The 12,337-nt window shown below is 59.0% G+C and carries 6 protein-coding genes and 3 pseudogenes; 6 read left to right on the top strand and 3 right to left on the bottom strand.

The window, feature by feature from the left end; translation table 11 throughout:
* The 3 genes and pseudogenes from RUW20_RS06590 to RUW20_RS06580 all read left to right on the top strand — a co-directional run.
* Positions 1-1,012 (top strand): annotated as a pseudogene (locus RUW20_RS06590) (hypothetical protein); the annotation flags it as partial.
* Positions 1,013-1,038: 26 nt separating this feature from the next.
* Entirely contained in the window at positions 1,039-2,157 is a 1,119-nt protein-coding gene (locus tag RUW20_RS06585) for a DNA repair exonuclease (RefSeq protein ID WP_313951403.1), read from the top strand.
* Positions 2,154-4,808 (top strand): AAA family ATPase, encoded by a 2,655-nt coding sequence (locus tag RUW20_RS06580; RefSeq protein ID WP_313951402.1) that lies wholly within the window; start codon positions 2,154-2,156, stop codon positions 4,806-4,808. The genes RUW20_RS06585 and RUW20_RS06580 overlap by 4 nt, the downstream gene beginning before the upstream one ends.
* 114 nt (positions 4,809-4,922) lie before the next feature.
* Here the strand turns inward: RUW20_RS06580 and RUW20_RS06575 are convergent, their stop codons facing one another.
* The 3 genes and pseudogenes from RUW20_RS06575 to RUW20_RS06565 form a co-directional block, all read right to left on the bottom strand.
* On the bottom strand, positions 4,923-5,675 hold the full coding sequence (locus RUW20_RS06575) for a hypothetical protein (protein WP_313951401.1): 753 nt from the start codon (positions 5,673-5,675) through the stop codon (positions 4,923-4,925).
* On the bottom strand, positions 5,672-7,273 hold the full coding sequence (locus RUW20_RS06570) for an RNA-directed DNA polymerase (RefSeq protein WP_313951400.1): 1,602 nt from the start codon (positions 7,271-7,273) through the stop codon (positions 5,672-5,674). The genes RUW20_RS06575 and RUW20_RS06570 overlap by 4 nt, the downstream gene beginning before the upstream one ends.
* 420 nt (positions 7,274-7,693) lie before the next feature.
* Positions 7,694-8,143, bottom strand: a pseudogene (locus tag RUW20_RS06565) (IS5 family transposase); the annotation flags it as partial.
* Positions 8,144-8,251: 108 nt separating this feature from the next.
* Here RUW20_RS06565 and RUW20_RS06560 point away from each other — a divergent pair.
* From RUW20_RS06560 to hflX, 3 genes and pseudogenes are all read left to right on the top strand, one after another.
* Complete coding sequence (locus tag RUW20_RS06560; RefSeq protein WP_313951399.1) at positions 8,252-8,938, top strand: hypothetical protein; 687 nt, start codon at positions 8,252-8,254, stop codon at positions 8,936-8,938.
* A gap of 1,116 nt (positions 8,939-10,054) precedes the next feature.
* Positions 10,055-10,462, top strand: a pseudogene (locus RUW20_RS06555) (ComEC/Rec2 family competence protein); the annotation flags it as partial.
* 395 nt (positions 10,463-10,857) lie between these two features.
* Entirely contained in the window at positions 10,858-12,231 is a 1,374-nt protein-coding gene (gene hflX / locus RUW20_RS06550; RefSeq protein ID WP_313951398.1) for a GTPase HflX, read from the top strand.
* The last annotated feature ends 106 nt before the right edge of the window (positions 12,232-12,337 follow it).

The following is a 12,337-nucleotide window of genomic DNA, read 5'->3' as shown; positions in this document are numbered from 1 at the left end:
CACGGTACATTTTCGTTGTCGCGAGCTGTCTGGCAACGAGGCGGTGATCGATGTCGGTGGTCGCAAACCGCCGCCACCCTGGAGCGGGAATCCGGCCGCCGACGGGCAGGTTGGGCAGGACGGCGCTACGGGAATGGCCGGGGGTGTCGTGCGCATCGTCTGTCAGCGCCTGCTGTTAGCGCCGCGCGTACTGGCCTGCGGTTCGCCAGGCGGCGACAGCCAGGGTGGCGGCAAGGGCCTGCAGCCGGCGGCCCCGGCCGCCGCCGGTGACGGTGCGTTCAACAGCGGTAAGACGGGCGGCCGCTACGGTGGCCGGGTGCTGAAAAAATTCGGGCTGTCCTATTTTCTGTCGCTTGCCTACGGCCAGACCGGTAGTGAGGGTGTCAAGGGCGGAGACGGCTTGCCGCCTGGCCAGCCCGGTCGCGGTGGCGATGGCGGCAGCATCGAGGTAACCTGCGGTGAGCCATTGCCAGCGTCGGTCGACACCTGCGTCGACCCCGGTGCGCCAGGTGTCTGTGGCGCCGCTGGCAAGGGCGGAAAAGGCGGTGATGGTGGCCTTGGCGGCTTGAATCGCCTCTATCGCTATCAGTGGTTCAAGAAGACTTTCGACCTGCCCATGAACGCGAAAAACGCCGAGGTGAAGGCGGCACTCAAGGCCTTCAAACTGTCATCGCGTGCGGCCTCGGGCCGCCCCGGCCCTGTCGGCAGCGACAGCACCGTCCAGTTAACGGCGGCCTCCGGCACGCCGGGCGTGGTGCGCTGTCAGTCAGGTCAAGCGGTGGATCTGGCGCCCGATTTCGACGCCGCCTACCTCCGTCACGCCACGACGTGGGCGGAGCAGGCGCTGGCATGCGCCGAGGCCGGCGCGGCAAAGGCGATCGCTCGCTGGGCGCTGTCGCTGCTGGACGCCGGCGCCGCGGCGGCCGATGCGCCAGCCCTGCGCCAGGCGCTGGAGGCGCTGCTGGCGAGCATCGAGCCGTCGCCCGCCGACGCCGTCGTGGCCCAGGCCTGACGCGCCGCGCCCCCAGGGATAGTCAGTTGCTCAAACTATTGCACACCGCCGATTGGCAGATCGGCAAGCTCTTCGGCCAGTTCGAGCCTGACGAAGCGGCCTTGCTCGCTGATGCGCGCTTCAAGGCGGTTGAGCGACTGGCGAAACTGGCCAGCGAGCAGGATCTCGATCTGGTGCTGGTGGCCGGCGACGTTTTCGACGCCCAGGGTGTCGCCGACCGCACCATCCACCGCCTGTTCAACGCCATGGCGGGCTTTTCCGGGCGCTGGGTCATGCTGCCGGGAAACCACGACGCAGCGCTCTCCGAATCGGTGTGGACCCTTGCCGCGCGCCTGAATGCGATCCCCGGCAACGTCTCGCTCTGCGTCAAACCCGAGCCGTTGATTCTCGATTCGCTCGGCGTCGCCATCCTGCCGGCCCCGCTGACCCAGCGCAACACCTTCAGCGATCTGACCGAATGGTTCGCCGCCGCCGAGACGCCGGCCGGGATGCTGCGTATCGGCCTGGCGCATGGCAGCGTGCAGGGAATCCTCGCCGAGGCGATCGATTCCGCCAACCCGATTGCCGCCGGACGCGCCGAACAGGCCGGCCTGGACTATCTCGCGCTCGGTGACTGGCACGGCACCCGGCAGGTGGACGCCCGCTGCTGGTACAGCGGCACGCCCGAAACAGATCGCTTCCGGGCGAACGACTCCGGGCAGGCGCTGCGCGTCGAATTGAGCGGGCCGGGCGCGCTACCCTTGGTGACGCCGGTCCGTACCGGCCACTACCGCTGGCAGTCGGACGCCCTGACGCTGCGCGTCGCCAGCGATATCGATCAGGCCCTGCAGCATCTTTCCGCCTTTGCCGCCGCCGACGTGGTGCAGTTGAGCGTTTCGGGGCAGACCGATCTGGCCGGGCAGCGGCGTCTGCAGCAGGCGATCGGACAAGCGCAGGGGCGGGTGCACAGTTTGCTGGCCGATCTTTCGGCGCTGCGCCTCGAGCCTACGGCCGAGGATATCGACGCCCTGCATGCCGATGGCTATCTCGGCGAGGTCATCGCCGACCTGCGTGCGGAGCAGCAAGGCCCCGATGCGGAGGTCGCCCGTGACGCGCTCACCCTGCTCGCCGGCTTTCTCGACGATCGGCGGGGAGGCGCCGCGTGAAGCTGACGCGCATTCGCCTCGAACAGTTCAGGCAGTTCCGGCAGCCGCTGGAGATCGGCGATCTCGATCCCGGCATCAACCTGTTCACCGGCCCGAACGAAAGCGGCAAGAGCACCATCGTCGCCGCCATTCGCGCCGCCTTCTTCGAGCGCCATCGTTCCGGCAGTGTTGATGACTTTCGCCCCTGGGGCGATTCGTCGGCGTCGCCGACAGTCGAACTGGAGTTCACCTTCGGCGGCGAGAACTACCGGCTCGGCAAGAGCTTCCTCGGCAAGAAGCGCTGCGAATTGCAGGCCGGCAGCCGACGGCTGGACGGCGCCGACGCCGAAGATTATCTCGCCCAGCTCCTGGGATTCCAGCACGCGGCCAAGGGTGCCAGCAAGTCCGAGCACTGGGGCATCCCCGGTCTGCTGTGGATCCAGCAGGGTGGCGCGCAGGAGGTCAGGGAAGCGGTGGGTCATGCCACCGACCACCTGCGCACGGCCCTGAACGAGTCACTCGGCGAGGTCGCCAGCAGTGGCGGCGACGAGGTGATGGCCACCGTCGAAGCGGCGCGCAACGATCTGCTCACCCCGGCGACCGGTTCGCCGCGCGGCCAGTACGCCGAAGCCCTCAAGCGGGAGGCGTCGCTGGCGAAGCTCGTCAGCGACGCTGATACCGACATCGCCGCCTACCGCCAGAAGGTCGACAGCTTCGGATCGCTGCGCCGCGAACACACACTCGACGAAGCCGAGAAGCCGTGGGTGCGCTTTCGCGACGAGCACCGGGCGGCAAGCGAGAAGCTGGAAGCGATCCAGCGCATCGAAGCAACGCACGCCGCCGAGAAGCAGCGCGCCAGCCAGATCGAAGTGGGGATCAAGCTGCTGCGCGCTCAACTCGAGGTCTTCGCTGGCGAGCAGCAGGCGGCCGAAACACGCCGTGCGTCGCTCGAAACCGCCAGGCAGGCGCAAGCCACCGCCACCGCGCTGGTCGAAAAGTGGAGCACACAGCGCACGGAAGCGGTCGCCCGCCACGAAGTCGCACGCGAGGCGCTGCGTCTGGCGCGCCAGGAAGATACGCGCCGCAACCTGACGCGCCAGCTAAACGAAATCCGGCGCAAGGGCGAAAGCGCGGCTAGCGCACTCGCCAAAGCTGAGGCCGAACAGACCACCCTGCTCGAACGGCAGCGGCAGGCGGCCGCCTCCGAGATCGCGCCCGCAGACCTCGAGACACTGCGCGGGCAGCACCGGCAAATCAGCGAGCTGCAAATCCGCCAGGACGCCGCGGCCACGCGCCTGCAGTTTGCGCTCGACGATGGCCGCAGCATCCTGGTCGGCGGGGAGTCGCTGGACGGCGTCGGCGAACTACTGTTACGCGCTGCGACCACGATCACCCTGCCGGGCTTGGGCAAGCTCGAGATCTCGCCGGGTGGTGCGGACCTCGCGAAGCTCGGACGTCAGGAGAAGGAACTCCTCGACCGCCAGGAAGCACTGCTGCAACGCCTGGGACTGGCCTCGCTGGAGGATGCCGAAACCCGTCATCAGGCCTACACGCAGTGGCTCGCCGAGGTCAAAATGGCCACCGCGACCTTGAAGGCGCTGGCTCCCGAGGGAGCCGATGCGCTGCGCAGCGAACTGGCCACGCAGCAGGCGCGCGCTGGCGAAATCCAGAGCGCCATCAGCCAGTTGCCGCCAGCGACCGACGGCGCAGTGCCACCCGCGGCGGTGCCGCAAGCCGAAGCCGCCGAGGATGCCGCCGGAAAATCGCTCGGCCAGATCAACGACGAACTGCACGCCGCCCAGCTTGCCGCCGGCAACGCCCGGACCACCTGCGAAGCGGCGACGCGCGAACTGGCCAGCGCCCAGGCACTGCTCGATGCACCGGAGCGGGCCGCACGCGTGGCGACGGCGAATCGCGAACTGGTGGACGCGCGTGCCGAACAGGCGACACTGGTGGCGCGGATCGAGGCGCTGCACAAACAGGTCAGCGAGGCGCGTCCGGAGATCCTCAAGCAGGACGTCGAACGCTTTCTCAGGAGCGCGGAACAACACGAAAAGCGGTTCAACGAACGTGGCGACGCCCTTGTGCGATTGGAAGTTGAACTTCAGATGCTTGGTGCGCGAGGACTTGAAGAGCGTCGCGCCGAACAGGCGCGTGATCTCGCCCAGGCGCAGCGCCGTGTCGAGGAACTGCAGCGGCGCGCCAGGGCCCTCGACTATCTGCTGAATCTGCTACGCGACAAGCGCCGCGCGCTGACCAAGAAACTGCAGGCGCCGCTGCAGAAGCACCTCAACCGCTACCTGCAGTTGCTGTTCCCCAATGCCAGCCTGGAAATCGACGAGAACTTGAGCCCCGGCCCGCTGACCCGCATCGGCGCGAGCGGCAGCGAGTCGGGCGCCTTCGACGCCCTGAGCTTCGGCGCCCGCGAGCAGATGGGCGTGATCAGCCGTCTGGCCTATGCGGATCTCCTGCAGGAAGCCGGACGCCCGACGCTGATCATCCTCGACGACGCGCTGGTGCACAGCGACGAGGAGCGCCTGGGTCAGATGAAGCGGGTGTTGTTCGACGCCGCGACGCGGCACCAAATCCTGCTGTTCACCTGCCATCCGGCGAAGTGGCGAGACCTCGGCGTCGGCGCGCGGTCATTGCAGTCGCTGAGGGCTGCGGGGTGAGATTATCGACCCGGGTAGAAAAGCGTGCGCGCGACTGGGTGTGGCCGTTGTGGATGGTTATTCGAAGCTAACCCGTTGGATCACCTTAAACGACGCCGGTTGGTTTCGCCAAACTCAGAATATAGAGTCAATCTCTATTCCGCGGTTTGATAGGAAGTCCACGATGTCCGCGAACACCTCCGAGGTGGATCTGCCGCCTGACGTCCTATACATAAGGTGGTCGACGGAGAATCTATAGTGCGTGCATTTTCTTGGATTAAAAAATCCCGCATAAAGCCACCTGCGTTTGCCCGTAGAATATTGCAGCGCTAAGTACAAGATCAGTTGCCTGATATCTTTTCCGGCAATGTTGCGAGAGACTGTCTTGATTTCGTATAGAGTATCATCTACTGACAAATCCGCGCAGCAGGAACCCAAGTAGCCAGCGCCGGAGATTCTGGGAGAAAATTCGATGGTTTTTGCTGAAACGTGCGAAAAGAACCCTTCGTATTGTGATGCGATGGTTAAAGCCTCGGATATTTCTTCTGCATTTAATAGAAAACCGGAGTCTTCGCTTGCGTACTTTCTCAAGAATGCGGTGGAATTCCTGTAAGCATCCTTAAAGTCTTCAGTCCCCAAGCCGATGCCATGAATCGGAATTCCGCGCTCGACTGAAAGCTTCGCTACCTGAAACGATAATTCAGCGACGAGATCGTGCTTCTCAACATTCGCTCCGATAGCGATCCTTTTGAATTTACCTCCCGGAAACTCGGTTAGATCATCGCTATGTACTGCATTAAACAAGCCTACAAGCTGCGGGGTGAGCAAGGGAAGGGTGTCATTCCACAGTCCATTGAACTGCTTTGCTATTTCCTTTTCAGAGATCATACGGGAACACTCTTGTTCGCCTGGAACCGATCGGCATACCAGTCTCTGATAAGTGCCTCTCTACTGTTCCATGTGTCTTTGACGTGAGTCCGCCAATGTTTACCTTCGTCGCCGAGTTTATATGAGGCAAGGATAAGTGCTCTTTTTTCCCATTCGCTAAGGCCGCCGTATTTCTTCTTTATGTCGGTTAGCCAGTAGTGACAATCCCAACTGGCCATAATCAAAATGATTAATCTTCTGATGAGCGGCGTCGGCCAGCTATCAAATATCTCAATTAGCAATTCCTCCTTTGCCATTGTCATTCTAGTAGACAAAGCTTTCACGAAATAGCTCACATTCAGTTCTACACTGAGCAAGTGTGATTTGGATTCGTAAAGTTCGATCAGAGTTTCGTCGATAAAATTCTTTCCCATGTCTGGGATGTCATCATATAAACCATTCACTGCCCTCATGACCGTAACAAATACAGGAGAAAGAACGACGAGATTGTCTTTGTCAAGAAGAGTTGTGATGGCGCCAAACTTGGCGTCATTATTCAGTGCGTAGATAGCTTTGATCGCCTGTTTGGAGACCGTAGCATCAATTGTGGTTTTAAGAACCTCACGCCCAAGAATCCCTAAAATATCAACGTCCTTTACTGCGGCTTTCAACGTCTCATAGTCTTCATCAGCGGTGTCGGAATAAGGGTCATACCGCAAAGATATATTTAGTAGTTTTTGCTCTTCACTTGCTACGGGGTTCGTGTTGTCTGCTGGATCCAATAGGTTGTTAGCCTCCCGGTATTCCTCTGTTGTAATGATCTTTGTCTTCTTTTTTTGAAGAACCAAACCTTCGTTGTGCAGCTTTTCGGAAAGGGTTACAAGAACCTTATATGCCTCCGACTTGTTGTCGCAGAAAATACAGTAGTCGTCTACGTATCGGCAGAATTTAATTCCCCTTCTTGATAGCTGCATGTCGGTAGCAACTAGCGCGAGTTCCGCAAGCATCCGAGATGCAGGGCCGCCGACAGGTAACCCGTAGGAAACGTTGTCGGAAAAAGTTCCGAGTAATTGCATAATCCTATTTGGCGTCTCACCGACCTTCGGCAAACGCTGCAATGCGTTCTCTAATCTATGGTGATAGATGCGAGGGTAGAAATCGGCAATATCGGTAACCACAACGTATTTGAATTCTTCGCTTAGAGCCATGCCGCGTGCTCGATAATCCGCCCAAGCGCTATCACGGAAGAGCTTTGCGTTGTCGTTGTCCCATTGATAGCGATAGGAAAAAACCGAGTTGTCCTCTAGAGGGGGTCTGACACTTTCGACTTGGTCGGCAATTGATATGACGAGTGCTAAAAAATAGGCATTCCAAAATGGCTCTATTTGGGTTGCCCAGCGGAACCCTGTATATCCAACCTGAGTAAGAGTCTCTAAATTGGAGGGCGTTTGCTGGGCAAGGTAATGCGAAAAATTTTGGTGTATATCAAGCAGGATCGATTTGCACTCTTTCGGACGATCTAAAAAGACGTGCGTTTCAAACGGAAATGGAAAAATATCGGTGTCACCATGTTTTGCAATGTTCTTCAGCGCTCGCTCGACTGCTTCTTCGATTTTCATTGGTTCAATCTTTCGACACCAGTTATGAATGCGGCTTAAACCCCCGTCCAAGTAACACGGGGGGCTACAGATACATCGGGAAGTGGTAGTAGGATAACAGCGTACGCCGTTCGCAAGTCGTACTCAAGGACGTCAAGCGCTGGAATCAAAGGGTCAGAGACATTTCCTCTTTCAATCGGAAATGCGTTGGACTTGGCGGCTGCCGGCGCAGGTCCAGGTGAGTGCAGGCGCGGTGCCAAGTCGTGCAGGCGTCAACGTCTTGCCGTCACCCCTTCTCCACCTCATCCAGGTCCAATTGCAGTATTGCCAAATCGCGTGTCAGCAAGGTCAGTCGCTCATCCTTTAGCCCAAGGGGTCAGTAGTGCCATGGGGGTCAGAGTGATTTCAGTTTTCAAAACACTCTGACCCCCATGGCACTAGTGGGGCGGCAATGATCGTGGCGTCCGCGATGGTGCCTTCACGCATCATCAGGCCCGCTGCGGAGAGCTTGCCGTTAACCGCTTCGAACAGCTTCTTCGTCAGATCATGCTTTTCCAGTAGGTGCCGGAACTGCAGCACGGTGGTCGCATCGGGTACGGCCTCTCTGGACAAGTCGATTCCGACAAAGGTCCGCAACGCCTGGCTGTCGGTAATCGCGTCTTCAACGCCTTCATCCGACAGCCCATTCCACTGCTGCACGAAGTACACCCGCAGCATTCGCGCCAGTCCGATCGGCGGCCGGCCTCGCGCTCCCTTCGGGTAGTGTGGCTCGACCACCGCCAACAACTCCGCCGACGGCATGATCTGTTCCATCTCGGCAAGAAAGCGCTCGCGTCGCGTCAACCGCTTCTTGCCTTCAAACTCAACCTGCGAAAAACTGATCTGCTTCATCGCGCGGCCTTTGCCAATAGGGACAGATGAATTATACTATAGGTATATGCGGGATTAAATCAGCGGTTCCCTAAGCTACTTAACGGGGTTTTGAAGAGGAGTCGCTCAATGGGTATTTTTGATTGGTTATTTGGTAGTTCAAAAAATGAATTTGTAGCGCCCCCAAGAGATGTTCAGCCAATACATGTTAGGGAGGCGCTTACCTCAAACAGTAATGGGTATGCTTTTCGTTTTGGAAATGAAGAAACTTTGCTTGCAGATGCGTATGGGGTGAAGTCAATACACCTAGCTATCGAAGCGGCGAGAAAAGCAATTGAAGAAATCATAGGGGATAATCAATCGATAATTCAGCAGAAGATTTTTGCGAGACGTGGAGAGGCTCAGCTTCATTTTATGGCGTTGCAAATTGCTGTCTATTATGTTCTCGCAGACAAGCTCTGCTCTTCAAATCGCAATGTTTTAAATGAGATTGCTAAGGGTATTGCATATGGGCTTAAACACCTGTTCAATGATGTACCAGATGCCAATATGCCTCAATATGTGTATGAGATATTCCAAGAGTATGCTGAGTCTCTTGTAAGAGAACTCAATAACCCGCCTACCATACACGATCCCTTTGACATGGGGGCGACCGCTGATTTGGTTACTGAGTATGTTAGTAAACAATGCCTAGTAGATACGTTGCTTGCAGACAATCCTGCGGAAGAATTCAAAATTAAAATGCATGCGTCAGGTAGGGGCATAACGATCCTATTTCTTTTGCTAATCGAAAAACGTATTGCATTTGTAGGTTAAGGCGATACTTTCAATACCCAATAAATACAACAAAAAGGATGAAGAAATGAAAATCAACGAAATAATAACGAACACGCCGCAGAACAAACGTATGCGACCCAGCGTAGTCAAGCAGTAAGCACGAGTTGGCAAAGTCGTTGCGCAGATTGCTGCCAGTGACCAGCAGCAACAGCCAACTGAAATGGACAAGGTTCTGGCTATGCGTCGTTACAGCGACTTGAAAAAGCGTAATGACAAGCTATACGCACAGCGTTTGCGACAGCAATCAGTTTATGCAGCAAACGCTATCTCCTAAGACACCTGCCACTATGGACAGGTGATGACAATACCCTGCCGCAATGATCTTTCACGACGTTCGTAACATCGCGTACGATCTGAGGTATCCACAAATGTGTTCCCATTTGCGTCGTGAGCATCTCTGCCAGTAAAAGGGTTAACCGATCCAGGATTTTGTTGCTCTGCGTTGGTTTGACGCTTGTCGTAGTAGAAACCAGGTGGTGCTGGTGGAGTGACTGGCATTCCCTGGGGGTGTGTATCCCCTGGAACAATTTGACCTTGGCATACGCCCATGATTACAGGACCAATGCAACCCGCGGATGCAGCAATTGGCAATGCGGCAAGTCCAATGAAAATAAGTACCGTCGTTGAGCTTTTCATAAGGGATATCCTAGGCTAGCGTAAAGAATCAGATGTAGTAATCTCAAAGTGAAATTGAGTGATCTGTGATTGAACAATATAATTTTATGCATTTATAACACTTGATGGACGAGTTGCAGGTTGGCCCTTTTCAGCAAGTCGCGCGCCGCCTTGGCGTCGATCTGGGCGCGGACGCGGGCAAGGACGATGCTAGTTTATGCCACTTTGACGCTGTTAACAGAGATCGCTTCTCGCTGTTTTAGGGAGCCACTGTTTTTTGCTGCCTGACCACCTTCACGTTGCTCGAGCTTTGTCGCACCAGCTGATTCGGAGCACTGCCGTGAGGTAGGCTGTTCTCGGTGCCGTTAGCGAATGTGCCGCCGATTGCGGTGGTCAATGAGTATCCGTGTGCCCTTCGACGCCAAGAAAAAAAGACGTTTTAATAGATAAGAAAGCTCGATATCCGGCCTCCACGTGACCATGGTCGCCGCGCTCTTTGCGGCGCTGGTCGGCTGGCTGTGGCGGCGCAGCACGCGGCTGATGCTCGCTCTGCCCGCAGCGAAAGCGGCGATTGCCGCCGGCTGGCTGGCCGCTCTTGGCTACTCCTTGCTCGCCGGCTTCGCCGTGCCGACGCAGCGCACGCTCTACATGCTGACCGTGGTGGCGCTGGCGCTGTGGTCGGGGCGCAACCTCGGCGCCACTCGCAGCCTCTTGCTGGCGCTGCTGCTGGTGCTGCTGATCGATCCCTGGGCGGTTCTGTCGCCGGGTTTCTGGCTCTCTTTTGCCGCTGTCGGCCTGCTCTTTTTCGTCGGCACGGCCCGGCTCGGCGCCCGCCGTGGCTGGCCAGCAGCTCTCGCCCTCTGGGGAACGACGCAGTGGGCGGTGACCATCGGCACCTTGCCGCTGCTGCTGCTCCTGTTCCAGCAGTTCTCGCTGGTCTCGCCACTGGAATCAAAAGGGTCAGAGACATTTCCTCTTTCAATCCGAAATGCGTTGGCCTTGGCGGCTGCCGGCGCAGGTCCAGGTGAGTACAGGCGCGGTGCCAAGTCGTGCAGGCGCCAACGTCTTGCCTTCACGCCTTCTCCACCTCATCCAGGTCCAATTGAAGTATTGCCAAATCTAGGGTCAGCAATAGCCCCAAAGAGTCAGAGTGAAAAGTTTTCCAGGAGCGAAAAGGCAAATATCTCTGACCCATTTGGTGCATTTGGTGAGAGACTCGGCGGGTGCGCAGTACATTGGCAGGTACTATCCGCCTTCGCCCCCTCTGAAGCAGCCAATCCCCCATGCGCAAAGAAGCCAAAGAACAGCCCAGCTACGCCATCGTCGCCTCGGTGCAACTGCCGAACGTCAGCGACATCGAGTTCGAGTCCTCGCTGGCTGAACTGCGCGACCTGGCCAAAACGCTGGGTTACCAAATCACCGCGACCTTCACGCAAAAGCGCTCCAACTTCGACGCGACGGCCTACATGGGAACCGGCAAGCGGCAGGAGATACGCGCCTTCGTAGACAGCGAACCGGCGCCCGGGACCTTCGAGAAACCGCTGCACGCCGCCGCCGACTCCAGCGCCGGCAGGGTCGACGCCCTATTTGTCGACCACGAGATTTCGCCGTCGCAGGCGCGCAACCTCGAAAAAGAAGTCGGCTGCGAGGTGATGGACCGCACCATGGTCATCCTCGAAATTTTCCACCGCCACGCCACGTCCCGCGCCGCACGCGCGCAGGTGGAGATCGCGCGGCTGGGCTACATGGCGCCGCGCCTGCGCGAGGCGGCCAAGCTTGCCGGGCCGCAGGGGCGGCAGCGCAGCGGCATGGGCGGTCGCGGCGCCGGCGAATCGCACACCGAGCTGGACCGGCGCAAGATCCGCGACCGCATCGCCGAACTGCAACAGGAAATCGTCGCCATGGATGCCGAGCGGCAGACGCAAAAGGCCCGCCGCCAGGCGCGTCAGGGCCTCGCCAGCGTGGCGCTGATCGGCTACACGAACGCCGGTAAATCCACCCTGATGCGCGCCCTCACCGGCAGCGAGGTGCTGGTCGAAAACAAGCTTTTCGCCACGCTCGACACCACCGTGCGCGCCCTGCAGCCCGAGAGCCGGCCGCGCGTGCTGGTCAGCGACACGGTGGGGTTCATCAAGAACCTGCCGCACGGGCTGGTCGCCTCGTTCAAGTCGACGCTCGAAGAGGCACTCGATGCCTCGCTGCTGCTCCACGTCATCGACGCCAGCGATCCGGGATTCGAGCGCCAGCTCGTGGTGACAGACAAGGTACTGGCGGAGATCGGCGCGCAGGATGTGCCGCGCCTGCGCGTCTTCAACAAGATCGACAATGTGGATAGCCACAGCGATGCCGCCGCGCAAGCCGAGCGCCGCGCCGAGCACCAAAGCGCGCTGCGCAGCGCCTATCCCGATTGCCTCGTCATGAGCGCGCGCCGCGCCGATGACGTGGCCTTGCTGCGCGAGGCGATCGTCGGCTTCTTCCGCCGCGATCAGGTCGAGGCCGAGCTGTTCCTGCCCTGGTCGGCCCAGCAACAGCGCGGCGCAATCTTCGCCAGCTGCGAGGTGCTGGACGAGCGCGCCGATGGCGAGGGCGCGTTCCTGCGCGTGCGCGGCGAGCGCGAGGCGGTGAAGGACTTGAGCGAGAGATTCGGGCAGGCGTGAATCCAGATTGGCCAAGTCATTTTGGCCACGCCGCAAGTAGTCCAAGGGGTCAGAGTGAAAAGTTGTCCAGGAGCGAAAAGGCAAATGTCTCTGACCCATTTCGTGC

The sequence above is a fragment of the Accumulibacter sp. genome (genome assembly GCF_032229525.1).
GTDB lineage: Bacteria > Pseudomonadota > Gammaproteobacteria > Burkholderiales > Rhodocyclaceae > Accumulibacter.
The sequence above is the reverse complement of the archived record's forward strand: the minus strand, read 5'-3'. Positions and strand labels throughout refer to the sequence as shown.